Source organism: Variovorax sp. 278MFTsu5.1 (genome assembly GCF_048305045.1).
Taxonomy (GTDB): domain Bacteria; phylum Pseudomonadota; class Gammaproteobacteria; order Burkholderiales; family Burkholderiaceae_C; genus Variovorax; species Variovorax guangxiensis.
Map to the genome: position 1 here is coordinate 1,245,126 of NZ_CP157622.1, position 26,062 is coordinate 1,271,187.

25 protein-coding genes and 1 pseudogene are annotated in these 26,062 nt (G+C 68.0%); 6 read left to right on the forward strand and 20 right to left on the reverse strand.

The window, feature by feature from the left end; genetic code table 11:
• Nucleotide 1: 1 nt before the first annotated feature.
• From ABL844_RS05425 to ABL844_RS05435, 3 genes are all read right to left on the reverse strand, one after another.
• Entirely contained in the window at nucleotides 2-691 is a 690-nt protein-coding gene (locus ABL844_RS05425; RefSeq protein ID WP_126021337.1) for a glutathione S-transferase family protein, read from the reverse strand.
• 108 nt (nucleotides 692-799) lie between these two features.
• The gene (locus ABL844_RS05430) at nucleotides 800-1,333 is read right to left on the reverse strand and encodes an MgtC/SapB family protein (RefSeq protein ID WP_418130700.1); all 534 of its coding nucleotides are present in this window, start codon (nucleotides 1,331-1,333) and stop codon (nucleotides 800-802) included.
• 15 nt (nucleotides 1,334-1,348) lie between these two features.
• Entirely contained in the window at nucleotides 1,349-3,379 is a 2,031-nt protein-coding gene (locus tag ABL844_RS05435; RefSeq protein WP_418130701.1) for a transglycosylase SLT domain-containing protein, read from the reverse strand.
• A 9-nt stretch (nucleotides 3,380-3,388) separates the two neighbouring features.
• On the opposite strand from ABL844_RS05435, the gene ABL844_RS05440 reads away from it, so the two are divergent.
• Nucleotides 3,389-4,006, forward strand: coding sequence for a 5-formyltetrahydrofolate cyclo-ligase (locus ABL844_RS05440; RefSeq protein ID WP_418130702.1), 618 nt, complete (start codon nucleotides 3,389-3,391; stop codon nucleotides 4,004-4,006).
• Nucleotides 4,007-4,150: 144 nt separating this feature from the next.
• Here the strand turns inward: ABL844_RS05440 and ABL844_RS05445 are convergent, their stop codons facing one another.
• On the reverse strand, nucleotides 4,151-5,134 hold the full coding sequence (locus ABL844_RS05445; RefSeq protein ID WP_184634841.1) for a LysR substrate-binding domain-containing protein: 984 nt from the start codon (nucleotides 5,132-5,134) through the stop codon (nucleotides 4,151-4,153).
• Nucleotides 5,135-5,304: 170 nt separating this feature from the next.
• Between ABL844_RS05445 and ABL844_RS05450 the strand changes: the two genes are divergently transcribed.
• Nucleotides 5,305-5,622: a DUF2917 domain-containing protein gene (locus tag ABL844_RS05450; protein ID WP_184634843.1), complete on the forward strand. Its 318-nt coding sequence runs from the start codon at nucleotides 5,305-5,307 to the stop codon at nucleotides 5,620-5,622.
• Between the two features lie 65 nt (nucleotides 5,623-5,687).
• Here the strand turns inward: ABL844_RS05450 and ABL844_RS05455 are convergent, their stop codons facing one another.
• Nucleotides 5,688-6,098 carry a BLUF domain-containing protein gene (locus tag ABL844_RS05455; protein WP_126021331.1) on the reverse strand — a complete coding sequence of 137 codons (411 nt, stop codon included), beginning with the start codon at nucleotides 6,096-6,098 and terminating at the stop codon, nucleotides 5,688-5,690.
• Nucleotides 6,099-6,190: 92 nt separating this feature from the next.
• Here ABL844_RS05455 and ABL844_RS05460 point away from each other — a divergent pair, with 92 nt between their 5' ends.
• Nucleotides 6,191-6,961, forward strand: a complete 771-nt coding sequence (locus ABL844_RS05460; protein WP_375792071.1) for a Crp/Fnr family transcriptional regulator — start codon at nucleotides 6,191-6,193, stop codon at nucleotides 6,959-6,961.
• A gap of 25 nt (nucleotides 6,962-6,986) precedes the next feature.
• Here ABL844_RS05460 and ABL844_RS05465 read toward each other — a convergent pair whose 3' ends face one another.
• Nucleotides 6,987-7,841, reverse strand: a complete 855-nt coding sequence (locus ABL844_RS05465) for a DUF6279 family lipoprotein (RefSeq protein ID WP_418130703.1) — start codon at nucleotides 7,839-7,841, stop codon at nucleotides 6,987-6,989.
• A gap of 40 nt (nucleotides 7,842-7,881) precedes the next feature.
• On the opposite strand from ABL844_RS05465, the gene glmU reads away from it, so the two are divergent.
• On the forward strand, nucleotides 7,882-9,324 hold the full coding sequence (glmU, locus tag ABL844_RS05470; RefSeq protein WP_418130704.1) for a bifunctional UDP-N-acetylglucosamine diphosphorylase/glucosamine-1-phosphate N-acetyltransferase GlmU: 1,443 nt from the start codon (nucleotides 7,882-7,884) through the stop codon (nucleotides 9,322-9,324).
• A gap of 9 nt (nucleotides 9,325-9,333) precedes the next feature.
• Here the strand turns inward: glmU and ABL844_RS05475 are convergent, their stop codons facing one another.
• Complete coding sequence (locus tag ABL844_RS05475; RefSeq protein ID WP_418130705.1) at nucleotides 9,334-9,825, reverse strand: Lrp/AsnC family transcriptional regulator; 492 nt, start codon at nucleotides 9,823-9,825, stop codon at nucleotides 9,334-9,336.
• Between the two features lie 138 nt (nucleotides 9,826-9,963).
• On the opposite strand from ABL844_RS05475, the gene glmS reads away from it, so the two are divergent.
• Nucleotides 9,964-11,844: a glutamine--fructose-6-phosphate transaminase (isomerizing) gene (glmS, locus tag ABL844_RS05480; RefSeq protein ID WP_126021327.1), complete on the forward strand. Its 1,881-nt coding sequence runs from the start codon at nucleotides 9,964-9,966 to the stop codon at nucleotides 11,842-11,844.
• A gap of 149 nt (nucleotides 11,845-11,993) precedes the next feature.
• Here glmS and ABL844_RS05485 read toward each other — a convergent pair whose 3' ends face one another.
• From ABL844_RS05485 to ABL844_RS05510, 6 genes are read right to left on the reverse strand one after another with little or no spacing between them, the layout of a single operon-like run.
• Entirely contained in the window at nucleotides 11,994-13,007 is a 1,014-nt protein-coding gene (locus ABL844_RS05485) for a transketolase family protein (protein WP_418130706.1), read from the reverse strand.
• Nucleotides 13,004-13,882 carry a transketolase gene (locus tag ABL844_RS05490; RefSeq protein WP_126021325.1) on the reverse strand — a complete coding sequence of 293 codons (879 nt, stop codon included), beginning with the start codon at nucleotides 13,880-13,882 and terminating at the stop codon, nucleotides 13,004-13,006. The genes ABL844_RS05485 and ABL844_RS05490 overlap by 4 nt, the downstream gene beginning before the upstream one ends.
• A 39-nt stretch (nucleotides 13,883-13,921) precedes the next feature.
• Nucleotides 13,922-15,181, reverse strand: coding sequence for a TRAP transporter large permease (locus tag ABL844_RS05495; protein ID WP_126021324.1), 1,260 nt, complete (start codon nucleotides 15,179-15,181; stop codon nucleotides 13,922-13,924).
• Nucleotides 15,182-15,205: 24 nt separating this feature from the next.
• Complete coding sequence (locus ABL844_RS05500; RefSeq protein ID WP_126021323.1) at nucleotides 15,206-15,736, reverse strand: TRAP transporter small permease; 531 nt, start codon at nucleotides 15,734-15,736, stop codon at nucleotides 15,206-15,208.
• 26 nt (nucleotides 15,737-15,762) lie between these two features.
• A complete protein-coding gene (locus tag ABL844_RS05505; protein ID WP_369659539.1) occupies nucleotides 15,763-16,752 on the reverse strand; it encodes a TRAP transporter substrate-binding protein in 990 nt (329 codons plus the stop codon).
• Nucleotides 16,753-16,792: 40 nt separating this feature from the next.
• Entirely contained in the window at nucleotides 16,793-17,542 is a 750-nt protein-coding gene (locus ABL844_RS05510; protein ID WP_418130707.1) for an SDR family NAD(P)-dependent oxidoreductase, read from the reverse strand.
• Between the two features lie 158 nt (nucleotides 17,543-17,700).
• Here ABL844_RS05510 and ABL844_RS05515 point away from each other — a divergent pair, with 158 nt between their 5' ends.
• Nucleotides 17,701-18,600, forward strand: coding sequence for a LysR substrate-binding domain-containing protein (locus tag ABL844_RS05515; RefSeq protein ID WP_369659537.1), 900 nt, complete (start codon nucleotides 17,701-17,703; stop codon nucleotides 18,598-18,600).
• Nucleotides 18,601-18,806: 206 nt separating this feature from the next.
• On the opposite strand, the pseudogene ABL844_RS05520 reads toward ABL844_RS05515, so the two are convergent.
• From ABL844_RS05520 to ABL844_RS05550, 7 genes and pseudogenes are all read right to left on the reverse strand, one after another.
• Nucleotides 18,807-19,006 (reverse strand): annotated as a pseudogene (locus tag ABL844_RS05520) (IS5/IS1182 family transposase); the annotation flags it as partial.
• A 210-nt stretch (nucleotides 19,007-19,216) separates the two neighbouring features.
• Nucleotides 19,217-19,879 carry an aspartate/glutamate racemase family protein gene (locus ABL844_RS05525; protein WP_418130708.1) on the reverse strand — a complete coding sequence of 221 codons (663 nt, stop codon included), beginning with the start codon at nucleotides 19,877-19,879 and terminating at the stop codon, nucleotides 19,217-19,219.
• Between the two features lie 7 nt (nucleotides 19,880-19,886).
• Nucleotides 19,887-21,044: an MFS transporter gene (locus ABL844_RS05530; protein ID WP_418124570.1), complete on the reverse strand. Its 1,158-nt coding sequence runs from the start codon at nucleotides 21,042-21,044 to the stop codon at nucleotides 19,887-19,889.
• 11 nt (nucleotides 21,045-21,055) lie between these two features.
• On the reverse strand, nucleotides 21,056-22,381 hold the full coding sequence (locus ABL844_RS05535; protein WP_418130709.1) for an NAD(P)/FAD-dependent oxidoreductase: 1,326 nt from the start codon (nucleotides 22,379-22,381) through the stop codon (nucleotides 21,056-21,058).
• A 263-nt stretch (nucleotides 22,382-22,644) separates the two neighbouring features.
• Nucleotides 22,645-23,625, reverse strand: coding sequence for a threonine ammonia-lyase (locus tag ABL844_RS05540; protein WP_418130711.1), 981 nt, complete (start codon nucleotides 23,623-23,625; stop codon nucleotides 22,645-22,647).
• Nucleotides 23,622-24,617, reverse strand: a complete 996-nt coding sequence (locus ABL844_RS05545; protein WP_418130712.1) for an ornithine cyclodeaminase family protein — start codon at nucleotides 24,615-24,617, stop codon at nucleotides 23,622-23,624. Before ABL844_RS05545 ends, ABL844_RS05540 begins: the two co-directional genes overlap by 4 nt.
• Nucleotides 24,618-24,734: 117 nt before the next feature.
• Nucleotides 24,735-26,060, reverse strand: a complete 1,326-nt coding sequence (locus ABL844_RS05550; RefSeq protein ID WP_418119222.1) for an NAD(P)/FAD-dependent oxidoreductase — start codon at nucleotides 26,058-26,060, stop codon at nucleotides 24,735-24,737.
• Nucleotides 26,061-26,062 lie beyond the last annotated feature (2 nt).

A 26,062-nucleotide genomic window follows, 5' to 3' on the forward strand; every position in this document is an offset into this window, starting at 1 on the left:
CCTATCGCCCCGTGCGGTAGGGCTCTTCGAACTGCAGGAAATCCTTCTCCGCCAGCCCCGCGTCGATCCAGGCCTTCACGCCCGGCAACGCCTGCACGCGCTCGATGTAGGCCGTGATGTGCGTCGGCACCGGCAGGCCATAGGTCCTGATGCGCGTGCCCACCGGCGCGAAGTAGGCGTCGGCGATGCCGAACTCGCGGCCGAACAGCATCGGGCCGCCGTGGGTGTCGAGCAGGCCGCTCCACATCTGCACGATGCGCGCGAGGTCGCTGGCGACTTCGGGCACTTCCTTCATCAGCCGCGCGCCCACTTCGGGCAGCGAGGCTTCGAGGTTCATGCCGCAATGGTTGCGCAGTCCGCCGAAGCCGGAATGCATCTCGGCGCAGACGCTGCGCGCGCGTGCGCGGTCGGCCTTGGCCTGGGGCCAGAGATGCTTCTCGGGAAAGGTCTCGGCGAGGTATTCGGCGATGGCGAGCGTGTCCCAGATGACGAGGCCGCCGTCTTCCACCAGCACCGGCACCTTGGCGACCGGGTTCAGCGCGCCGATGGTGTGCTTGAACTGCGAATCGGCCTCGAAGGAGTCGAAGCGCACCGCGACTTCCTCGAATTCGATGCCGGCCTGCTTCATCAGTACCCAGGGCCGCATGGACCACGACGAGTAATTCTTGTTGCCGACATAGAGCTTGCGCATGAGGGATCTCCGGTCCGTTGCGGGGGTGAAACAAAGCCTTCGATGCTAGCCGCGCGCCCGACTGCGATTGATGCCGAACGCGGCGCGAATTGATGCAGCTGCGCGCGTTCAGTGCCGGCCGCCGTCCTTGCCGTTCTCATCCTGCTTCCTGGGCCCCGACACGCGCTCGATCAGGTCCACCAGGCGAGGCACCAGTGCCAGCACGGCGAGCGCCAGCAGCGCGCTGAGCACGGCCGTCAGCTCGCGGCCGAGCCCGCAGGCCATGCCGATGGCGGCCGTCATCCACAGGCCCGCGGCGGTGGTCAGGCCCTGCACGTGGCTCTCGTCCTTGCCCTGCTTGAGGATGGTGCCGGCGCACAGGAAGCCCACGCCCGCCACCAGCCCCTGGATCACGCGGCTCATGTCGGCCGGCACGATGCCGGTCTGCTGCGGCACGAGCACGAACATCGCCGAGCCGATCGCCACCAGCATGTGGGTGCGCACGCCGGCCGCCTTGCCCTGCTGCTCGCGCTCGAAGCCGAGCACGAAGCCCAGCGCGCCCGCCAGCGTCAGGCGCAGCACGATGCGTGTGAGCTGCGCGACGTCGCCCACGTCCGAGAACTCGGACGCGAGGGTATCGAGGACCTCGTCGCGCCAGCTCATTTCAGGCCGCCGGGCTCAGGGCAGGTCCTTGTTCGGCTCGGGCTCGGATGCATCGCGCGGGCCGACGCGGCCCAGGCGCTCCTTCAGCGACTGCGGCCGGCCGCTGATGATGGCGGCGTAGTTGGTGGTGTTGGCCAGCACCTTCTTCACGTAGTCGCGCGTCTCGTTGAAGGGCACGTTCTCGGCCCAGATGGCGGCGTCGAGCACCGGCCCGTTGCGCCAGCTGCGCGGTCGGCCGGGGCCGGCGTTGTAGGCGGCCGCCGCCAGCGCCATCGAGCCGTCGAAGTCGTCGAGCGCAAGCTTCAGGTAGTTGGTGCCGATGGTGATGTTGGTCTCGCGGTCGTTGATCTGGCTCGGCGAGAAGTCGGTCATGCCGATCTTGCGGGCCGTCCAGCGCGCGGTGGCGGGCATGACCTGCATCAGGCCCGAGGCGCCGACGCCGGAGCGCGCGTCCATGATGAAGCGGCTTTCCTGGCGGATCAGGCCGTAGACGTAGGCCGGATCGAGGCCGATGTCCTGGCTCTTGCGCAGCACCGTGTCGTGGAAGGGCATCGGGAAGCGCTGTTCCACGTCGACCACGCCCTTGGTGCGCTCGCTGGTGTTGATGCAGCGGTCCCACACCTCGCGCTGGCAGGCGAAATCGGCCGCGGCCAGCAGCGCGCGGTCGTCCATGCCGCCCTTGTCGTGCAGGTTGGTGGCGTAGTTCCACTCGCGCGTGCCCTCGGGGCGCAGGCCGATGGCGATGGCGTAGAGGCCGCGCGCCAGCGCGGGGTTGCTGCGCGCGGCGGCTTTCTCTTCGGGGGTGAGCGGGGCGGGGCGCGTGGGCACCACGGTGCGCTGGCCCAGTTCCTCCAGCGCCAGCATCTCGTAGAAGCCGCGCGAGCCGGCGATGCTCTGGTAGAGCTCGCGGGCCTGGGCGCGGCGTTCGTCGCCGCCGGCACTGGCCAGGCCGCGCGCCTTCCAGTAGACCCAGGTGGGATCGAGCTGGGCGGTCTCGCTCATCGCGTTGATGGCGGGCACCACCTCCTTCCACTGGCCGGCGCGCAGCGCGGCGCGCACGCGCCAGCCGAGCATGTCGTCGGAGAGGTCGCCGTTCCTGGTGACGTTGGCGAAATAGCTGCCGGCCTGCGGCCACAGCTTGATGGCGGCGGCGCGGCCGATGGTGCCCCAGAGCCAGTTGCGCTCCTCGGCCGAGAGCATCGGCCCCCACTTGCTGTCGAGTTGCGAGGCGGCCAGCTCGGGGTCGGCCATGGCGACCTTGATGAGCGCGAGCACCACCAGCTCCTTGCGCGACTTGGCGGCCACGAAGGCGCGGCCGGTCAGGAACTTGGCCGAGCTCGTGTTGAGCTCCTCGAAGAGCGGCAGCGCGTCGGGCGCGGCGATGGCGACGGCGGCGCGCGCGGCCTGCGGGCGGTTGGCCTCCATGGCCAGGCGGGCCTTCTTCCAGACGTCGTTGGTCGACAGCAGCCGGGCGGCGGTCATGCGGTCGGCGGCGGTGAGGCAGCCGTCGTCCAGGTCTTTCTGGGCGAACCAGTTGCGGCGCACTTCGTCGGCCTGCGCCTGCGTGGCGGTGCCGCTGCGCAGCGTATCGACCAGGATCGCGTAGCAGCGCACCTGCGCGTCGTCGCCCATGCGGAAGCCGTCGAGCGAGGCGGAGAAGTTGTCCCAGTCGCGGCGCTGGCCGGTCAGCAGCAGCCAGTCGTTGCGCAGGCGGTCTTCCTGGTAGGTGCCGGGGTAGCGGGCGTAGAAGTCCTGCACTTCGTTGGGTGCGGCTTCCTGCAGACGGGCCTTCAGTTCCCAGTAGGCGGCCCAGGGTTCGAGCGCATGGCCACGGGCCTGCGGCAGCAGGGCCGTCAGCCGGGCCTTGTCGCCGCGCTGGAAGGCCTGCTTCATCTGGATCAGGATGTCGTCGTTGGTGTTGCTCTGGGCCGCGGCGGGCTGCTGCGAGAGCAGTGCGGCGAAGGCGATGACCGCGGAAAAAACCAGCGCGGGAGCCGCATTGCGCGGATGGCTGCGCTTGGATGCCAAAATGCTTGGGAACTGCATCGGGGGATTATGGACAAGTCAAAGGGTGCCGACACCTCGGCAACGGCGAGTTTTCTTAAGGAACAGTTGAGAAAGGCACTCATCGAGCAACGCCTTGCGATGCCCGACCGGTTGACGCGCGCCGACCTGCTGCAGCGCGTGATGCGGATCTGGCTCGTGGGCCGGCCCGACACGGTGATCGGTGCCTACTGGCCGATCAAGGGCGAATTCGATCCGCTGCCCGCACTGCACCGCTGGAAGGAAGACGGCGAGCTGATGGAAGAGCCGCAGCGCCGCCGCATCGGACTGCCGGTGATCGACAAAGTTCACAAGACCCTGACCTTCCACGCCTGGTATCCGGGCTGCCAGATGGAAGAGGATGCCTACGGCATTCCCAAGCCCAAGGACACCGAGCTGATCGTGCCCACCCTGCTGTTCGTGCCCTGCGTGGGCTACAGCGCCGGGGGCTACCGGCTTGGCTACGGCGGCGGCTTCTACGACCGCACGCTGGCCGCGCTGGAACCCCGGCCCTTCACGGTGGGGCTGGGCTTCACCAACGGCTTCGTCCCGGACTTCGCGCCCGAGGCGCACGACCTGCCGTTGGACGCCATCCTCAACGACAACGGTGTGGTCTGGCCGGTGGCCTGACTCTCCCCCAGGCTTCGCGCACTTCGTATCGCTGCGCCAAGCTCCCTCGCCGGGGGCAACACCTGCGGCCCGGCGAAGCCGGTTCCGCGGTGTTCCCGGAAAAGGCCGCCGGGCCGCTCTTCCCCTTCCTCTTCTTCTTGAATCTCAGTCGAGGTCGTCTACGGTATCCGGGTCGGGCACCTCGCCGATGGTTTCGCGCGTGGTCACGGCCTGCAGCTGCAGCCAGTCGCAGAAGGCCCGGATCTCGGGGCGCTGCATGCTGCGCGGGCCGGCGATCATCCAGTAGGACATCGGCGAATCCATGCGGTGCTGCGGCAGCACCTCGACCAGATCCCCGTTGGCCAGGCTCTCGGCGATCAGCGAGCTGCGCGCCAGCGTCACGCCCTGGCCGGTGAGGGCGGCCTGCACCATCTGGTAGGCGTAGTTGAAGTAGAGCCAGCGCTTGGGCTGGGCGCGCTCCAGCCCGTTCACCTCGAACCAGCGGCGCCAGGTCAGCCATTCCAGGTGCGTGCGGTGGGCGTCGCCGGCCTCGATGAGCGTGAACCGGGTCATGTCTTCCGGCGTCTTGATCGGCGGGCTGCTCTTGAGCAGCCAGGGGCTGGCCACGGGCGTGAGCGTTTCGCCGAACAGGCGCACGGCGCCCGAGGGCATGGAATCGCGCGGGCCATAGCGCAGGGCGATGTCCACGTCGGCCACGTCGAGGTCGACCGCCACGTCGCTGGCGTCGATGCGGATGTCGATCTCGGGGTTGTCGCGCTGGAAGGCCTCCAGCCGCGGTATCAGCCACATCGAGGCGAACGAGGCGAAGGTGGTCAGCGACACGCTCTGGCGCCCCGCGCTCTGGCGGATCTGGCGCACGGCCGTGTCGATGCGCGGCAGCGACTGCTGCACCGCCAGCAGCAGCAGGGCGCCGGCGCTGGTGAGCTCCACCGCGCGCGTGTGGCGCAGGAACAGCGCCACGCCCACTTCCTCTTCCAGCGACTGGATCTGGCGGCTCACGGCCGACTGGGTCAGCGCCATTTCCTCGGCGGCCGCCCGGAAGTTCAGGTGGCGGGCCACCGCCTCGAAGGCGCGCAGGTGCCCGGCGGAGATCGGGCGGGAGCGCAGATGGGTCTGGGAATGTTGCATGGGTGTGAATCCGGGTCGTCTCGCGGCCAGTCAATTGATGCGAAACCAGCATCAGTAGGCTAACTCGTTTTCATTGGACCGCCAACGCCGCACAAACGATCATTCATTCCCGAACTGCGCAATTGCCTCTTTCTGTCAAGCGCCTCGGCAAAGCCCCAAGGAGTTACACCATGTCCACCGCCGTCTGCACCACCGAATCGCTCTCGTCCCTCTCCGTCCCGGCTCGCGCCGCCACCGTCCCGCCGGCAGTGCGCCGCGGCGCATGGCAGATCGCTCCCGGCGAGGCGATGAGCCTGAAGGCGCGGGCGGCGAGCGTCCTGCGCGTGAAGCAGGGCCGCGTGTGGATCACGCCCGACGCCACGCTCGCCAACCCCAGCGAAGACCTGGTGCTCGCCCCCGGCGAGTCGCTGATGGTGGCCGCGGGCCAGCGCATCGTGATGGAGGCGTGGGATGGCTATGGCGCCACCTACAGCTGGGACAACGCCTGATCGTTCCAGTCCTCCAGGTGCTTGAAAAGGCGGCTTCGGCCGCCTTTTCCTTTTTTGGCGGCCGCTCAGCCGTTGATGTCGAAGCTGGGCACCAGCGCCAGGAAGTGCCTCAGCGCCGCTTCCCCGGTCAGCGCATGCACGCCCGCCATCAGGTCGGGGCCCTCGCATTCCGCCAGCCCCATGCCGAAGCCGCTGTAGCGGCGAACCTCCAGCGGGGCCCGGTGGACCACCCTGACGTCCACATGGCGCGGATCCTTCTCGATCCGCTGCATCAGCGCGCTGACGGCATCGGCCGGGCCCTCCAGGTGCTGGCAGAAGCGCATTCCGTCGAACACCAGGAGGCCCGTGATGCCGTGCAGCGCGTTCTGGGTGCGGGCCCGGGAAACGATCTGGCCCACGGTCTGCGGGGGCAGGCTATGCGTGAGCATGCTGCAGTAGAAGATTTCGTGAAGTGGGAGCGTTGCTTCGTCGGTCATGCGTTCGGAGTCGGAGGGGCGCGCAGAGTGTAGGTGGCCGGGGGAAGCCCTGGGCATGTCAAAAGACACAGGCCGGGCGCCTATAGTGCGGTGTGAAATTCGAGGACTACCCAGCTGCCGCCGCCCCGCCCGTCGGCGCGAATTCGTGCGACCGATGCGCGTTGCGCCGCCTGGACGCCTTCCTGCCGTGCTCGCAGGAGGAATTGAAGACCATCCAGTCCTTCCGCGTGGGCGCCCGCCGCGTGGAGGCCGGCGGCGCGATCATCGAGGAGCACCGGCGCAGCGCGCAGCTGTTCACCCTCTATGCGGGGTGGGCTTTCCGCTACAAGACGCTGAGCGACGGCCGGCGGCAGATCCTGAGCTTTCTGCTTCCCGGCGATTTCCTGGGCCTGCAGGACGAGTTCGCCGACGGCCAGACCCATGGTGTCGAGGCGGTCTCCGACGTCACGCTGTGCGCCTTCTCGCGCGACCGGCTGTGGGAGCTGTTCCATGCCCAGCCCAAGCTCGGCTACGACATCACCTGGCTGGCCGCGCGCGAAGAGAAGATGGTCGACGACAACCTCGTCACCGCCGGCCGGCGCAATGCCGGCGAACGGGTGGCGATGCTGCTGATGCACCTGTACCGCCGGGCGCAGCGCGTAGGCATGGAGCGCGACGGCTGGGTCGAGTTTCCGTTCAACCAGCAGCACATCGCCGACGCGCTGGGGCTTTCGCTGGTGCACACCAACAAGACGCTGCGGCGGCTGCAGCGCCTGGGGCTGTACAAGATCGACGCCGGCTGGCTGCGCATCATGGAGCCGCATGCGCTCGAAGCGCTGGGCGACTACTTCGAGCGGCCGATACGGCCGACACCGCTGTTGTGAGCTCCGCCCTCCGGAGCCAGCGTTTTCAGCGCGCCGCCACCAGCTGGCGCAGATCGTCCTGGTAGGCCTGCAGCCGGCGCACCGCCTGCGCGCGCTGGCTGGCGCTGGTGCCGTTGTGCATGGCCGCGGTGTTGCGGCAGCCTTCCTGCAGCAGGGCCCGCTGCTGGTCGCGCCAGGGGCCGGGCGGCGGCTCGGCGATGCGCTGGATGTAGTCGTGCAGCGCGGCCCGCGCCTCGGCCGGCGGGGTCTTGTTGGCGAGGAAGCCGCGCAGCAGCCTCAGCGCCTCCTGCTGTCGCTTGCGGCGCTCGGCGTCCGCCGGCTTCGGATCGAACACCGACTGCGCGACCTGCTGCTTCAGCAGGTCGCGCTGCTCGTTCGTGAGCCGGCCGTAGAAATCCTCGGTGCGCTCCAGGAACTGGTCGTAGCGCTTCTCGTGCACCTGCGCGGGCGTGCGGTCGAGCCAGTCCTTGCGGTATTCGGCGTTGTTCTTGGCGTACTTGCGCTCCAGTTGCTGCAGCTGGGCCTCGCTCAGGCTCAGAGCCAGCTCGGTGCCGGCGGGTTCGGCGCGCTCGGTCACGGCCAGCAGGCGTTCGCGGATGCGGTCGGACATGGCGCAGACCTGTTCGGGCGTCACCTCGCCCGGGGCCATCGTCTCGGCCTCCTTGAGCAGCGATGCGATGCGCGGCAGCTCGTTCTGCCGGTGCCAGGCCAGCAGCCGGGCGAGCTCGTCGCGCACCTTCGGGGTCTGGGCACCGTCGAAATCGAGGTAGCCGTCGAGCCACCAATAGCTCACCGTGGGCAGGTTGTTGTAGGCCAGCTGGATGGCGCTGCAGGCGCCCAGGGCGGTGGCCACGAGCAGCGCGCCGATAATTCGGCTCATTGCCGAGCAAGTCGCGCAACGAATCCTGGAAAAGAAACGCATGAATCAACCTCCGCAACAGAACAGCGACCACGGACCGATCGACGTCGTCATCATGGCCGCCGGCAAGGGTACCCGCATGAAGAGCAGGCTGCCCAAGGTCCTGCACCGGCTGGGCGGCCGCGCCCTGCTGGCGCACGTGGCGGGCACCGCCGCGCGCATCGGGGCGCGCGACGTGGTGGTGGTCACCGGCCACGGCGCCGACCAGGTCGAGGCCTCGATGGCTGGCGGCATCGGCGATGCCAGCCTGCGCTTCGCGCGCCAGGAGCCGCAGCTGGGCACCGGCCACGCGGTGCAGCAGGCCGCGCCGCTGCTGGCGGACGACGGCACGGTGGTGGTGCTCTCGGGCGACGTGCCGCTCATCGGCGAAGAAACCCTGCGTGCCCTCGTCGCGGCCAGTGCCGGCGGCAAGCTGGCGCTGCTGACCATCGAGTTCGACGACCCCACGGGCTATGGCCGGGTCATCCGCGCGGCCGGCAGCGGCGGGCTTCAGGGCGAGGTGCAGGCCGTGGTCGAGCACAAGGACGCCACCGAGGCCCAGCGCGCGGTGCGCGAGATATACAGCGGCGTGATGGCAGTGCCCGCGCGCCTGCTCAAGGGCTGGCTCGGCCGGCTGGACAACCGCAACGCCCAGGGCGAGTACTACCTGACCGACGTGGTGAAGTTCGCTGCGGCCGACGGCGTGCCCGTGGTCGCGCACGTCACCACCGACGCGCTGCAGGTGGCCGGCATCAACAGCCCCGCCCAGCTCGCGGCGCTGGAGCGCGCCTGGCAGCTGCGCCAGGCGAGCGCGCTGATGGAGCAGGGCGTGCGGCTGGCCGACCCGGCGCGCTTCGACCTGCGCGGCACGCTCGAATGCGCGGGCGACGTGGAGATCGACGTCAACTGCGTCTTCGAGGGCGCGGTGTCGCTGGGCGAGGGCGTGCGCATCGGCGCGAACTGCGTGATCGCCAACGCGCGCATCGAGGCCGGCGCGGTGATCCATCCCTTCACCCACATCGAGGGCGAGAAGGCCGGCGTCACCGTCGGCGCGGGCGCGCTCGTCGGCCCCTTCGCGCGGCTGCGGCCCGGCGCGCAGCTGGGCGCCGAGGTGCACATCGGCAACTTCGTCGAAGTGAAGAACTCCACGCTGGCCGCCGGCGCCAAGGCCAACCACCTGGCCTACCTGGGCGACGCCACCGTGGGCGAGCGCGTGAACTACGGCGCGGGCAGCATCACCGCCAACTACGACGGCGCCAACAAGCACCGCACCGTGATCGGCGACGACGTGCACGTGGGCAGCAACTGCGTGCTGGTGGCGCCCATCACCATCGGCGCGGGCGGCACCATCGGCGGCGGCTCGACCATCAACAAGTCGACCGAGCCGGGCGCGCTGACCGTGGCGCGCAGCAAGGCGGTGAGCTTCCCGAACTGGAAGCGTCCCCAGAAGAAGCCGAAGGCCTGACGACGGCCTTCAGGCCCCCGATGCCAGCGGCATCCGGGGCTCGAACTTCGCGCGCTTCAGGCTGAAGAAGGCCTTGACGTTGCGCACGTTCGCATCGGCCGTGAACAGGCGCTGCGTGAGCGCGCCGTAGTCCGGCATGTCGCGCGCCGCCACCACCAGGATGAAGTCCGGACCGGGCGATACGCGCCAGCACTGCTGGACCGCGTCGTCGGCGATCACGCGCGTCTCGAAGGCGTCGAGCGAGGCGGCATCCTGCCGGTCGAGCGAGATCTCGATCACCGCCTGCAGGCCGTGGCCCAGCACCGCGGCGAGCCGGTCGGGCGACAGCAGCGCCACCTGGCGCTCGATGAGGCCGACGTCGCGCAGCCGCTGCACGCGGCGCAGGCAGGTGGGCGGGGAGATGCCCACGTCGGCGGCCAGGCGCTGGTTGGTCCGGGAGGCGTCGCGCTGCAGGGCGTCGAGCAGGCGGAGGTCGGTTGAATCGAGGGAAATTGATTCCATATTCAATGAAATTATGGAATAAAACTCCAATCATCCGAAATGGAGAAATAAAAGTGCGAAATCAATCGAATTTCGAATGCATATTTCTTCCATGCCTTCCTACCATCGAGCCTCTTCTCCATTCAAAGGCAGCTCACCATGTGCGGCATCGTCGGGGCAGCGTCCCATCGCAACATCGTTCCGGTCCTCGTGCAGGGCCTCCAGCGGCTCGAGTACCGCGGCTATGACTCCTGCGGCGTCGCGGTGCATGCCGGCGGCTTGACGCGGGCGCGCACCACCTCGCGCGTGGCCGACCTCGTGGCGCAGGTGCGCGACGACAAGGTCGAGGGCCTCACCGGCATCGCCCACACGCGCTGGGCCACGCACGGCGCGCCGGCGGTGCACAACGCGCATCCGCACTTCAGCCACGGCCCGGGCGCCGACGCGCAGGCCGCGCGGCCGGGCCGCATCGCGCTGGTGCACAACGGCATCATCGAAAACCATGAGAGCCTGCGCGCCGCGCTCGAGGCCAAGGGCTACGCCTTCGAGAGCCAGACCGACACCGAGGTCATCGCCCACCTGGTCGACAGCCTCTACGACGGCGACCTGTTCGAGGCCGTGAAGGCCGCCGTGCTGCAGCTGCACGGCGCCTACGCCATCGCCGTGATCTGCCGCGACGAGCCGCAGCGCGTGGTCGGCGCGCGCGCGGGTTCGCCGCTGATCCTGGGCGCGGGCAAGGACGGCGCCGAGAACTTCCTGGCCAGCGACGCGATGGCCCTTGCCGGCGTGACGGACCAGATCGTCTACCTGGAAGAGGGCGACGTGGTCGACCTGCAGCCTGGCAAGTACTGGATCGTCGACAGGAACCACAAGCCCGTCACTCGCCAGGTGCGCACCGTGCTCGCCCACAGCGGCGCGGCCGAACTGGGCCCGTACCGCCACTACATGCAGAAGGAAATCTTCGAGCAGCCGCGCGCCATCGGCGACACGCTCGAAGGCGTGGAAGGCATCGTGCCCGAGCTGTTCGACGGCATCGGGCAGGACGGTGCCACCGGAGCGAGCGCGCACCGCGTGTTCCAAGACATCGACAAGATCCTCATCCTCGCCTGCGGCACCAGCTACTACAGCGGCTGCACCGCCAAGTACTGGCTGGAGGGCATCGCGAAGATCTCCACGCAGGTCGAGATCGCGAGCGAGTACCGCTACCGCGAATCGGTGCCCGACCCGAAGACGCTGGTCGTCACCATCAGCCAGTCGGGCGAAACGGCCGACACGCTGGCCGCGCTCAAGCATGCTCGCTCGCTGGGCATGGAGCAGACGTTGACCATCTGCAACGTTGCCACCAGCGCGATGGTGCGCGAGTGCAAGCTGGCGTACATCACGCGCGCCGGCGTGGAAATCGGCGTGGCCTCGACCAAGGCCTTCACCACGCAGCTCGCGGGGCTCTTTTTGCTCACGCTGGCCATCGCGCAGGCCAAGGGCCGGCTGAGCGATGCCGAGGAGGCGCGCTACCTGAAGGAAATGCGCCACCTGCCCGTCGCGCTGCAGTCGGTGCTCGCGCTGGAGCCGCAGATCATCGGCTGGGCCGAAGACTTCGCGCGCAAGGACAACGCGCTCTTCCTCGGCCGCGGACTGCACTACCCGATCGCGCTGGAAGGCGCGCTCAAGCTCAAGGAAGTGACCTACATCCACGCCGAGGCCTATGCCGCCGGCGAACTCAAGCACGGCCCGCTCGCGCTGGTGACCAGCGAGATGCCCGTGGTGGCCGTGGCCCCCAACGACGCGCTGCTCGAGAAGCTCAAGAGCAACCTGCAGGAAGTGCGCGCCCGCGGCGGCGTGCTCTATGTGCTGGCCGACGGCGACACGAAGATCAGGAGCGGCGAAGGCCTGCACGTGATCCGCATGCCCGAGCACTACGGCGCGCTCTCGCCGATCCTGCACGTGGTGCCGCTGCAGCTGCTGGCGTATCACACGGCCTGCGCGCGGGGGACCGACGTGGACAAGCCGCGCAATCTTGCGAAGAGTGTGACGGTGGAGTGAGGCTGGGGGCGGCTGGTGGAAGGGCGTTGAACGCAGCTGGCGCTGACCGCTCCTCGAGAAATGACGCGGTCTGCGTAGTCACTCGGTGAAAACGACCGGCGCCGCACCGATGGCGCCAAAGCGCGGGCCCGAAGCCGTTCGAACGCCCCTCAGCCCAGCCAGCCGCGGATGCGCCGCCCCAGTACTTCCCGGCTGATGCCGTAGCGATCGTGCAGGGTCGGCAACGCACCCGCATCGAGGAAGGCGTCGGGCAGGCCGGCGAGTTCGAAGCGGGCGGGATGCACACGGTGACGCAGCAGCGCCGACGCCACCGCCTCGCCGAGGCCACCGACCACCGAATGGTTCTCGGCGACGACCACGAGACGCGGCGCCGCGCCGACGGCGGCGACGATGGCGGCTTCATCGAGGGGCTTGATGGTCGGGCAGTGCAGCACGGCCACATCGACGCGGTCGGCGGCCAGGTCCTGCGCCACTTCCAGCGCACGCATGGTGAGGATGCCGCTGGAGATGACCAGCACGTCTGCGCCCTCGCGCAGCATCCTGGCCTTGCCGAGCTCGAAGCGGTAGTCCTCGATCTCGTCCAGAACCAGCGGCACCTGGCCGCGCAGCAGGCGCATGTAGACCGGCCCGGGGTGCTGTGCGATCTGCGGCACGGCCTGCTCGATGTCCAGGGCGTCGCACGGGTCCACGATGGTCAGGCCGGGCACGCCGCGCATCATGGCGATGTCTTCGGTGGCCTGGTGGCTGGGCCCGTAGCCGGTGGTGAGGCCCGGCAGCGCGCAGCAGATCTTGACGTTGAGGTTTTCCTCGGCGATCACCTGGTGGATGAAGTCGTAGGCGCGCCGGGTGCCGAAGACGGCATAGGTGGTCGCGAAGGGCACGAGCCCCTCCTTGGCCAGCCCGCCGGCGGCTCCCATGAGCAGCTGCTCGGCCATGCCCATCTGGAAGAAGCGCTCGGGATAGGCCTGGGCGAAAAGATGCAGGTCCGTGTATTTGGCGAGGTCGGCCGTCAGGCCCACGACCTCGGGCCGATCGGCGGCGTACTCCACCAGGGCCTTGCCGAAGGGGGCCGCCTTGACACGCTGGCCTTCGGAGGCGATGGAGGCGATCATGGCCGACGTCGTCAGCCGGGGCTTTGCTTTCTCTGCGATGGCTTGGCTCATGCCAGGGCTCCTTCGGTGGATGGTTCGGGGCGGCTCGCGTCGAGGATGGCCAGCGCCTGCTGCCATTCGGGCGGGTCGACGCGGATGAAGTGGTTCTTTTCGCGCTGCTCCAGAAAAGGCACGCCCTTGCCCATCAGCGTGTCGAACAGGATCACGCGCGGCTTGGCCTCGCGCAGGCCGCGGGCTGTGTCGAAGGCGCTCAGCACGGCCGGCAGGTCGTTGCCGTCCACACGCTGGACGTGCCAGCCGAACGCCGCCCATTTGTCGGCCAGGGGTTCGAAGCCCAGTACCTTGCTCGAAGGGCCGTCGGCCTGCTGATTGTTGATGTCGACCAGGCAGACCAGGTTGTCCAGCCGGTGATGAGCGGCGGCCATGGCGGCCTCCCAGGTCGACCCTTCGTCGAGCTCGCCGTCGGACATCGAGTTGTAGACGAAGGCCGGATTCTTCTTCTGCTTGAGGCCCAGCGCCATGCCGACGGCAATGACCAGTCCCTGGCCCAGCGAGCCGCCGGAGATCTCCATGCCGGGCGTGTACGCGGCCATGCCGGACATGGGCAGGCGGCTGTCGTCGCCACCGTAGGTCTCGAGTTCGCTCTCGTCGATCACGCCGGCCTCGATGAGCGCCGCATAGTGGGCAATCGCGTAGTGACCATGCGAGAGCAGGAAGCGGTCGCGGCCTTCCCATTCGGGCTCGCGGGGACGCAGGGTGAGGGCGTGGCGGTAAGCCACGGCCAGCACGTCGGCCCAGCCCAGGGCCTGGCCGATGTAGCCCTGTCCCTGCACTTCGCCCATGCGCAGGGCGTAACGGCGGATGCGCCAGGCAGCCTGTGCCAGCGCTTGCGTGGCCGTTGAAGGCAACGCCGCGGAATCGGTCATGAATTTCTCCTAGAAGACACGGGGGATGGGGGATCTGGGTCACTTCAGGATGAAGGACGGGAAATACGACACGAGGGCCAGGACGCCAAAGGCGACGAGGTAGAACGGGCCCAGCTCGCGCACGGTCTGCCCGACCTTGACCTTGGCCAGCGCGCTGGTGATGAACAGCGTGGTGCCCACCGGCGGCGTGTACAGGCCGATGGCGAGGTTGACGACCATCATGATCCCGAGCTGGGTCATGTCCATGCCGATGGAATTCGCCAGCGGAACGAACACCGGCGTCAGCAGCAGGATGGCCGCAGGCAGGTCGATGAACATGCCGAGGAAGAGCATGAGCAGGTTCATCAGCAGGATCACGAGCACCTTCGCATGCACGTTCTGCTGCACCCACTGCGCGATGCCCTGGGGCATCTGGTCGAAGGTGAGCAGCCAGCCGATGGCGGCGGAGGCCATGATCACCAGCAGCACCACGCCGGTTGCCAAGCCTGCGTGTACCACCGCGTCGTTCAGGCGCTTCCAGCCCAGGTCGCGATAGATCACCGCCGACACGACGCCCGCATACAGGGTCGACAGAACGGCCACCTCGGTCGGCGTCGCGATGCCGAAGCGCAGGAAGATGATGATGAGCACGGGCAACAGCACCGCGGGCGAGGCGTAAGCCAGATGCCTGCGGAATGCGATGCCGTCGAAGGGCGCGGTCTCGCGCGGGAAGTTGCGGCGCCGGCCCACCCACCAGCACATGAACATGAAGCCGCCGCACATCAGCAGGCCGGGCAGCACGCCGGCGACGAACAGGTCGGCGATCGACGCGTTGGCGGTCAACGCGAAGAGGATCATCGGGATCGACGGCGGGATCAGGATGTCGATGGTGGCGGCCGCCGCCAGCGTGGCCGCCGAGAAGGCCGCGGGGTACCCCAGGCGCTTGTGCCAGGGGATCATGAGCGAGCCGATGGCCGAGGCATCCGCCACCGCCGAGCCCGACACGCCGCCGAACAGCGTGGAGGACAAAACGCCGACCTGGGCGGGGCCGCCGTGGAAGCGCCCCAGCAGCGTGGACAGCACGCCGACCAGCGCTTCGCCCAGCTTGCCGCCCATCATGAGGCTGCCGGTGAGCATGAAGAAGGGGATGGCGATCAGCGGGAAGCTCTGCACCTGCGCGACCATCTGCTGCACCAGCAGGTCGAGAGGCACCTTGTCCGAACTGGCCGCCGCGGCCATGGCTGCCACGAGCAGCGCATGAGCGATGGGCATGGCCGCCACGGCGGCCACCATGAACACGAGAAGAATCAGGGCACTCATGTCGGGTCCTTGTCGTGTTGCGCTCTACCAGTGGGCGGCCGGGACGACCGGCTCCGCGTCGGCTGAAGGCGGCAGCGGCGTGCTGCGCCACGTCTTGACGCCCGATTGCAGGGCCAGCGCCGCGAGCAGGGCCATGCCCCCCATCACGCAGCCATAGGTGACCGAGCCCGGCACTTGCAGGATCGGCGACTTCTCGTCGTGCACGATTTCCAGCATGCGGAAGGTGGCGACCGACAGCGTGCCGTACATCGCCGCCACGACGAGCCAGGCGAACGTGGCAACCACACGGCGTGCGCCAGCAGGCAGCGCGTCCATCAAGAACGTGGTGGCGATGTGCGCGCCCTGCTGCGCGGCGATGACGACGCCGGCCATGACGAGCCAGGGAAACAGCAGCTCGGGCACCTCGTTGGCCCACTCCAGGCTGGAGCCGGTGGCATAGCGCAGCACCGTGTTGACCACGAGGATCAGGAAGATGACGGAGGTCGACAGCCAGAGCACCGCGCGGCAGATGCCGGCGATGACGCCATCGATCCAGCCGTTAGGGGCGTGGACCATGGGGATCTCCTTGGCGTGGCTATCGGTCAGAGCGCCTGGGCGGCCGCAACGACCTTCTTGACGTAGGCACCGATGGGGCCGCTTGCCCACTTGGTGACGACTTCCGCCGTGGCCTTGGCAAAGGGTGCCGGCGCAGGGGTGGTCACCTGTACGCCCTTGGCCTTGAGGTCGGCCAGCAGCTTCTCGTCGGCGTCCTGCGACAGCTTGCGCTGCAGCGCGGTGGCTTCGGTCGAGGCCTCCTGCACGATCCTGCGGTCTGCTTCCGACAGCTTGTCCCAGCTGCGCTTGCTCATCAGGAATGGCGTCATCTGGAACTGGTGATTCGTCATGGCCAGGTGCTTCTGCACTTCGTAGAGCTTGCTGGCGTGGAAATTCACGAGCGGGTTCTCCTGCCCATCGACCACTCCCTGCTGCAGGGCCACGTACAGCTCGGCGAACTTGATCTGCTGAGCCTCGGCGCCGAGCGCCTTCATGATGTCGACCAGGGTCGCATCCGGCGGCACGCGCATCTTCAGGCCCTTGAGGTCCTCGGGGCCGTTGATCGGGCGCTTGCTGTTGGTCATCTGCCGGATGCCGTTGTCCCAGGTACCCAGCAGCACCATGCCTTTTTCGGCCGAACGGTCGGCCAGTTCCTTGCCGAGCGGGCCGTCGAGCACCTTGAAGGCAGCCGCCGGGCTGGCGAACAGGAAGGGCATGCCGTAAGCGGCGTACTCGGGCACCGCATTGGCCACCGCACCCTGCGAGTTCGCGCTGATGTCGAGAGCACCGGTGCGCAGTGCGGTGACCATGGCAGCGTCGTCGCCCAACTGGCCGGAAGGCGCGACCTGCACCTCGATGCGGCCGCCCGACCTGGCCTTGACGACCTCGGCGAACTTCACGGCCGCTTCATGCCGCGGATTGCCGATCGCGGCGCCGTGGCCGAGCGTGAGCTTGACTGTCTGTGCGGCGGCGCCCGCAGCGCAGAGCAGGCCGAGGGAGGTGGCAAGCACGCTGCGGATGAAATGTTGGCGGTTCATGCGATGTCTCCTGGATTTTGTTGATGGAGTGAGGTGTCGGTCAGTGAATCAGCATGCCGCCGTTCACATCGAGGGTGATGCCCGTGCAGTAGGCGGCCAGGTCGCTGGCCAGGAAGACGCAGGCGCCGGCTACGTCCTTGGCCTGGCCCAGGCGAGCCAGGGGGATCGTGTCCTCGATTTCCTTCTTGCGGTCCGGGCTCAGCTTGCCCTGCGTGATGTCGGTCTCGATCAAGCCGGGGGTGATGCAGTTGACGCGGATGCCTTCGATGCCGAACTCACGCGCCATCGCACGCGCCAGGCCGAGCACGCCCGCCTTGGCGGCCGAGTAGTGCGGCCCCCCGAAGATGCCGCCGCCGCGCTGCGCCGACACGGACGAGATGCAGACGATCGAACCGCCCTGTGCGCCGCGCATGGCGGGCAGCACTGCCTGCGACATGTAGAGCGTGCCGCGCAGGCTGACGTCCAGGATCCGGTCATAGTCGGCCCCCGTGATGTCCAGGGTCTTCACCGGCTGGGTGATGCCGGCATTGTTGATGAGGACATCGATGCGCCCGAAGGCCGCGATCGTTGCGGCTGCCGCTGCGATGCAGGCGTTCTTGTCGGTCACGTCGCCGACCACACCGAGGTGGCCTTCGCCCAGGCGAGCCGCAGCCGCCTGCGGTTCCGCCCGTTCGAGGTCCATGATGACCACGCGCGCGCCCTGCGCGGCCATTTCTCGCGCAGTGGCGAAGCCCAGTCCGTTGATGCCGGCACCGCCGGTGATCAGCGCGACCTTGTCCTTGAGCAGCATGTCTTCGATCTCCTGAGTTCTGAGTAAGGGGTCCGCAGCGGCCGTAGGTGGCGCGCCTCTCGGGACGGAGCGAATGGTCGATCGGGCTGAAGATGAAGACAAGCGATATCTCGTCAGGCTAGGATGAAGGATGTTCATCTGAGCGCGGGGGAAACCCGATGTCGTCGATCCCAGCCATTGCCAACCTCCTCGCATTCGAGAGCGTCGCGCGACGACGCAGCTTTGCGCTCGCCGCCGCGGAACTGCACCTGACGCCTTCTGCGGTCAGCCACCAGATCGCACGCCTCGAGTCGGACCTTGGCGTGCGCCTGTTTGAGCGCAGCGCGCATGGGGTGCGCCTGAGCTATGCGGGGACTCGCTACCTCGATCGCGTAGGCGGCGCGTTGTCGGCCATCTCCACGGCCACCGAAGACCTGCGCGAAGGAGTCGGCAACAGCCTGTACGTCCATTGCGCGCCCAGCATCGCTAGCCTGTGGCTCATGCCGCGCCTGCGCCGCTTCGCACAGGCGCACCCCGACATCTCGCTGAACCTGTCGGCCGCCCACACGCAGAGCGACTTCGCGCTGGGCCAGGCCGACATCGACATCCGCTATGGCGTGCCGCAATGGGGCAACCTGGTGGTCGAGCCGCTGTTCGAGGAACGCATCGTGCCGCTCGCGAGCCCGGCATTCGTCCGCGAGCGTCGCCTGTCCAGGATCGATCAACTCCTGGACATGCCCTTGATCCAAAGCAACGTCAGCATCGTCCAATGGTCGGACTGGCTGCAGGCGTTTTCAGACAAGCGCGCCCCGGAGCGCTACGCCTTGCGTTTCGACCGCGCCCAAATGTCGCTGGACGCGGCAACGCAAGGGCTGGGTATCGCGCTGGAGAGCGACGTCAATGCCGCAGGTCACCTCGCCGAGCGCAAGCTCAAGCCGGTGTTCGGCCTGGACAAGGCGATCAGGGTCAAGGCACATTTTCTGGTCTATCCCCAGCGCCATGCCGGGCGTCCGGCGGTGGAGGCGTTTCTGGCGTGGGTGCATTCCGAAGCCGCGAGGCAGCGGGTGCGGCGCGCTTGAGTGGCGAGGCCGCGCCCGCAGCAACGCCCGCCTCCGCCTGCAAGGCCTCGAGGCCGCCGGCGACCGGTCCGAGATGCGCAACCTGTGAAGCGATTGACAGGAGGCGCCTCGGAAGCCAGCCGCAGGTTGGTCCAGTAGGCTTGAACGTGGGGCCGGGGCTGGTCGAGGCTGCGAATTCTGGTGCGAGCATCTGACAGAGTAGGCGAGAGTAGATCGCACGGTGAACGAAGGCTCGGCTCAGTTGCCGCCCGCAGGAAGTCGTCCCGCGCACCACAGAGTCCGCGAAGCCGGAGCCGATCCATTTCCATGATGCGTTGAGGTGTGCGAACAGCATCTCGACCTTCTTCCTGTCCCTGCGCGACTGGCTGTACTCCGGTGTCTTTGCGATGGACTGTGCCGTCTCGCGGGTATCGCGATCCCGAAGTCGCGCGCGGATCGCATGACAGCTCTGCTTGGATCGAGCGGCAGGCCTGTCGAGATAGTCAAATTGGCGCTCTGAGCCAGGATGACCTTGCGAACGATCATGAGATGCTGCAGCACGGTCTTGTGACGCACGACGCTCTGCATGCCGGGTGCCAGTCGCGTCAGATCCAGACGAGCCTGCGCCTCTTCGAGATCAGGCCGCCGCGGCCACGCGCGCCACGACATCGCGGACCATCCACTCCGGGCTGGCGAACACCGGCTTGCCGGTGGCTTCGGCGAGTGGCGCAGCCAAGTGGGCGAGCGAGGCCTGTGCCAGCACCAGCCGGTCGGCGCGTGCAGCGAGGGCAAGCGCCGATTCCGTCACCAGTGCATCGTGGATTTCGCGCCGGCCGGCGGAAAGCGCGTCGAATGCACCGTCGACCAGCACGCACTCGGCCTTCACCCGCGCGCCGGACGCCGCGGCATGTTCGGCCAGCAGCGAACGGCTCGGCTCCAGCGTCGAGCGCGCCGTGTACAGCAGGCCGACACGGCCATCGCAGTGGGCCGCCTCGGCGTACATCGCGTCGTCGATCTTCACGATGGGCACCGGCACCAGTGGCCGCGCCGCATCGATGGCGGGAGAGGTTGAGGAGCAGGTGAAGACGATCAGGTCCGCGCCCGCGTCGGCGGCCAGCGTGGCCAGCGTGACTATGCGCCGCGTAATGGCGGGCGACGGTCCGTCTCGCAGCAGGTCCTGCAGCACGCTTTCGTCGAGCAGGTGGAAGCAGCGCTGCTGTGGCAGCTCGGCCTGGAAGCGCGGCCGGAAACGCTCGACCAGCAGGGCCACGGTGTGGATGAAGGCGATGGAACGGATCATGGGGTTCTCAGTGATCTTTGAGGGGAAGCGCGAGACGCGCACCGGCGGCCGCCAGTACGCCCGCGGCCCAGAACACGCCGGCCGCGCCAACCAGCGAACCGGCCGCGCCCGACACCAAGGGAATGCCGACGCTGGATGCGTTGTTCACGATCACGCGCATCGCCACTGCTTCGCCATAGCGGTGCTGCGGCGCGAGCCGGTGCAGCAGGCTCATGACCATGGGCTGAGTGCTGCCGAGGCTGAAGCCCAGCAGCGCCGAGCACAGGCCCATGGCGAGCGGCGCCTGCACCAGCGGATAGACGGCGAACAGCAGCGCGGTGGCGACCATCGCGCCGAGCAGGACGGCCCATTCGCGCAACTGCGCGGCCACAAGCGGCGCCAGCAGCCGGACGGCGGCGGCGCCGATGCCGAAGGCGCCCAGGATGCTGCCGATCACCGATGCGGGCACGCCGCGCTCATGACCGAGCACGGGCACGAGGAAGGTGTGCACGTCCCAGCAGCACGACAGCAGGCCGGTCAACAGCAGCAGCCGGCGCAGGCCGGCATGGCGCCAGAGGTCCCGGACGCTGCGCTCGCTGGTGGGCGCTTCGTGCAGCGGGGACGCATGATCGACCGCCCCTCGCACGGCTAGCCAGGCCAGCAGCGGCAGTGGCGCCAGCCCCAGGAGCGCGACGCGGATTCCGGCGCTGTCGATGAGGAACCCGGCCATCAGCGGGCCCAGGACATTCGACAAGGCCAGGCCGATCGCCAGCCACGAGAACGCTTGGCGAAGCGAGGCCGCCTCGCCCGCGACTCGCGGAACATGGCGCTGGACCGCAATGATCACGACGCCGCCCGCGCCGCCGGTGAGAAGCGCGCTGGCGCACAACACCGGCAACACTGGCCACGCCGCGGCCATGGCGCAGGCCGCCGTGGCGACCACCACGGCCATCGCGACCGGCCGCTTCAGCCCGCTGCGTTCGCAGTAGCGGCCCGCGGGTAGTGCGAGAAACACCTGGGCGAGCGCGAAGAGCGCGATCAGGCCGCCCACTGCCGCCTCGCCATGCCCCAGTCGCAGCGACTGCAGCGGCATGGCCATCCGCAGGCCGGTCACGCAGGCGTTGACGAACAGCTGGGCGAGTACCAGCCTCGCCAGCTCACCGGCCGGAAGTTGAAAAGGGGACACGCGGTGGACTGCTAGAAGTCGGCGACTTGGCCCCAGGCCGACTTCGCGAAGCGCGCCGGGTTGTAGGGCGCCGGATCGAAGATGGGCGGCGCGCCCGTCGCCAGGTCGGCGATCAGGTGGCCCGCACCGGGGCCGATGCCGAAGCCGTGGCCCGAGAATCCCGCGGCCAGGATGAAGCCGGGGATCTGCGGCACCTCGCCGATGCCCGGAACGCCGTCCGGTGTGCTGTCGACGAAGCCAGCCCAGGCGTTGGCGATGCCCGCCTGGCCCAACGCCGGCAGCAGTTCGGCCGCACGGTGGAAAGTCTGCTTCACCGCCGCGGCATCCGGCCTGGGGTCGAGCACACGCACCCGCTCCATGGGCGTGGGCGCATCCAGCCGCCACCTTGCCAGCGTTTCGTGGCCGCCGCGGATGCCCTCCAGACCGCCTGGAAAAACGTTGCGCCAGCGCTTGGCGAACATTGGCAGGAATTGCGGCGCAAAGCGCAGCAGCTGCGCTGTCGGGTCCACGCGTCCGCGCCCGCTGATGGCGAGGTTGTAGCTGCCGTCGCTGCGCTGCGTAACGGACACGCGCGCGGTGTGCAGCGCAGCCGGCAGTCGCTCGGCCACGGATGACACGCGCACGATGGTCTGGCGAACCGTGGCCTGGGGAAACCTGATGCCCAGCTGGCGCAGGAAGGACGAAGCCCATGCGCCGCCGGCGTAGATGGCCATGCGGGTCCTGATGGTGCCGGCCTCGGTGACCACGCCGGCGAGGCGGCCTCCCTCGCGCTCGATGCCGCGCACGGCGCAGTTCTGGTGCACCGTGCCGCCGAGTTTCATGAGCGCCGCGGCCACTGCGGGCGCCGCCTTCGACGGGTCGGCCGTGCCGTCGCTGGGCGAGAACACGCCACCCTTCCACGCGCGGCCGGTGGCCCGGCCCCGCTCGCTGGCATCGCGGCCGCTGAGCATGTGCGTCTTCACGCCGGCCGTCTTCGCGAATTCGCCCCATTTGGCCCAGCGGGCGATCTCGTCCTCGTCGTCGCTGAGGTAGAGCAGTCCGCAGCGGTTGAAGCCCGTGTCCTCGCCCGTGTCCGCTGCGAACTGCTGCCAAAGATCGAGGCTGCGGGTGGCCATGGGCAGCTCGCGTGCATCGCGGTTCTGCTGGCGGCACCATCCCCAGTTGCGGCTCGACTGCTCGGCACCGATGCGACCCTTCTCGAAGAGCGCTACCGACAGGCCGCGACGGGCCATGTAGTAGGCCGTGAAGACACCGATGATCCCGCCGCCAATGACGACGGCGTCGGCATGGCGCGGCAGTGTGGAGGAGGTCTCGATGAGACGCAAGGGCTGGGCCATGGATGGATCGCTATCGTTTGTTCAGGCTGCCGTGCGTTGCACGACGTAGGGCTTGCGATGCGTGCGACGCGGCTGTCGCCGATTGCCACAGCTTAAGGGGGGGCATGAAGAGGTTGGTGCCGTTGCGTGGCCATAAACCCGCACCATTGATCGCTATCGGCACCTCTGCCGGCACATGCTGCGGCAGTTGTGAAGCGGATCTCGGCAGATGAGGCTTTGCCGGCGCCGCTTTCCCACGGCGGACACGCCCGACCCCGGAGCGATCAATTGGCGCGCTGAAAGATTTCGGCAAGGTCGCACAGATCCCAGTTGCCGCCTGTCAACACCACACAGACCTTTTCCTCTGGCGTCACTTTGAGTCCTTTCGCCAGCAGCGCGCCAATGCCGATCGAGGCAGCCGGTTCTGCAATCAGCTTGGCGTCCTTGGCCAGCATGCGCATGCCCTCGATGATGTGTTCGTCCTCGACCAGCACGATCTCGTCGACGTACCTTTCGATGATGGGGTAGGGGTTCTGGCCTGGCACACTGATACGCAAACCGTCGGCGATCGTGTTCTTCAGCGGCAGTGAAGTGCGCTCCTTGTTGATGCGGCTATGGAAGTACTTGGGGGTCAGCGCTGGTTCCGCGCCCACCACACGCACGGAGGGTCTGGTTTCCTTGATGGCGGTGGCGATGCCGGAAATGAGACCCCCGCCCCCCATAGGGATGATGACGGTGTCCACGTCGGCCAGGTCTTCCAGGATTTCGCAGCCTATGGTTCCCTGGCCCGCCATGACCGTGGGATCCTCGAATGCGTGCACCACGGCGTAGTGGTTTTCTGCCGCGATCTCGTAAACCCGTTTCCATCGCGCCGCGGTGTCGCCGTCGAACAGAATCACCTCCGCGCCGAGCGCCCGGGTGTTCTCCACCTTGATTTTCGGGGTGGTGACGGGCACCACCAGAAGCGCCTTGACGCCCAGCATCCGCGCCGCGTAGGCCAGCCCCTGGGCATGGTTGCCTGAAGACGTGGCGATGATGCCGTTGTCAATCGCCTCGCGGGGCAGCGACAAGGTCTTGTTCAGCGCGCCGCGGATCTTGAAGGCCCCGGTGATCTGCAGCGTCTCGGGTTTGAGGTACACCTCGCACCCGAGCGTGGTCTCCATCTTCTCGGCGCGCAGCAAGGGCGTGTGACGGATGTGTGGTTTCAGTCGCTCCCGCGCTTGGTGGATGTCGCGAAGGGTGGGGTGCTCGAGCAGGGGCTTCATGATTGAATGAACTCAAAAGCCGTGCCGGTGTTGCTGGCCATGGCGTTGCGATAGATCAGGTGCGACGTCGTGTTGTCCTGGATGGCCATGCCCGTCGAGTCGAAGATCGTGATCTCGCCGTCGGACTCGCGCCCCGGCTTCTTGCCCAGCAGGACCTCGCCGATCTCGGCGTGGATGTCGTGCTTGCCGATGATGTTCTTGTGCAGCGGATGCCAGGTTTCGCCTTTCTCGACGCATTGCGCAATCGAATCGTTGACGATCTTGGCGTTCCTGAAGATCTCGGGCTCCAGCTCCTGCTTGCCTTGCGTGTCCGTGCCAATGGCGACGATATGCGTGCCAGGTCGGACCCAGGCGGCTTCCACCAGCGAACCTTTGCCGCGGGTGGTAGTGACTAGGATGTCCGCCTGCTCCACAGCGTCTTGTTTGGAGCGGGCCATCACCACCGGAATGCCGAACTCGCGCTCGATATCGGCCTTGTATTGCGCGAGCGTCTGGGGGTGGGGGCTCCAGGCATGGATGGTATCGATCGTCATCACCTCCCGGATCGCGCGGATCTGCATCCGGGCCTGATTGCCGGTCCCGATGGAGGCGATGGTCTTCGCGTCCTTGCGGGCCAGCGCCTTCACCGAAACGGCCCCGGCGGCGCCTGTTCTCAAGCCGGTGACAAGGCTGCCATCCATCACGCAAATGAGCGCGCAGGTTCTGGCGTCGAACAGGAGGATGGTTCCCATGCCGCTGGGCACGCCGTGCTCGGTGGGATTGTTCGGGAATCCCCCGGACGAGGTCTTCATCGAGATGATCTCGTTGGCCTCGCAGTACCCTATCTTGAAGTCGATTTCGCCCCGGGGTGGCGGGAAGTGGATGCATGTGTAGGCCGGTTGAATCACCTGGCCGCTGCTGAAGGCTTTGTACGCCTGCTCCACCGTCCCAATGACTTCCTTCATGGAAATCAGGCTCCCTACATTCTCTTTGTTCAGCAACAGTGTCTTCATCGGTGTGATCTGTCCATGAATCAAGGGCTCGGGGCGACTGCCATCGGTGGCGCCGCGCGTGGTGTGGGGACCATAGGCGAAGGGGCGCCGGCCTGGTGCGGCAAACCCGGAACCGGTCTAGAAATCAGCCACCTTGCCCCACATCGACTTCTTGAACCGTGCGGGGTCGAAAGGCGCGGGATCGAGTATCGGCTTGGCCCCGGACACCAGGTCGGCGATCAGGTGCCCTGCGCCGGGACCGATGCCGAAACCGTGGCCCGAAAAGCCCGCAGCCAGGATGAGCCCGGGAACCTGCGGCAGCTCGCCGATCCCCGGCACGCCGTCGGGCGTGCTGTCGATGTAGCCAGCCCAGGTGTTGGCGATGCGGGCTCCGCGCAGCGCAGGCAACAAGTCGACGGCACGGCGGTGGGTTTCGCGGACACCCGCAGGGTCGGGCTTCGGGTCGAGGATGCGCGCCCGTTCCATCGGTGTGGGCGCGTCCAGCTTCCATCGAGCCCGGGTTTCGTGGCCCCAGCGGATGCCCTCCAGGCCGCCGGGAAACACGTTGCGCCAGCGCTTGGCGAACATCGGGATGAATTGCGGCGCGAAGCGCACCAGCTGCGCTGTGGGGTCGGCGCGCCCTCGCCCGCTGATGGCCAGGACGTAGTGTCCGTCGGGGCGGCGCGTGACGGCGACGCGCGGGCTCGTCAAGGCGGCCGGCAGGCTCTGATCCACCGGCGCCAGTCGTACGATCGATTGGCGAATCGTGGCGACCGGAAACTGCACACCGAGCTGGTTGCAGAACGAGGACGCCCACGCGCCGCCTGCGAGCACGGCGCTGCGGGTCTTGATGGTCCCCGCTTCGGTCACCACGCCGCAGAGCCGGCCGCCTTGCATCTCGATGCCACGCGCGGCGCAGTTCTGGTGCACCGTGCCGCCAAGTTTCATGAGCGCGGCTGCCACGGCGGGCGCTGCCTTGGCCGGATCGGCCGTGCCGTCGCTGGGTGAGAAGACGCCGCCTTTCCACGCGCGGCCGGTCGCCTGGCCGCGCTCGGAGGCCTCGCGGCCGCTCAGCATGTGCGTGGTCACGCCAACGGTCGTCGCGAACTCGCGCCATTTGGCCCAACCGGCAATCTGGGCTTCGTCGTTGCTGAGATACAGCAGGCCGCAGCGCTTGAAGCCCGTGTCTTCGCCGCTGTCTGCGGCAAACTGATCCCACAGCTCAAGGCTCCGGGTGGACATGGGCAGTTCGCGCGCATCGCGATTCTGCTGACGGCACCACCCCCAGTTCCGGCTCGATTGCTCGGCGCCCACGCGCCCCTTTTCCACGAGAGCGACCTTCATGCCGCGCTTGGCCAGGAAGTAGGCAGTGAATGCGCCAATGATGCCGGCGCCGATGACGACGACGTCCGCATGGGTCGGCAGATCGGGGCTGGACTCAACGGGAAACAGTGGTGCAGGCATTC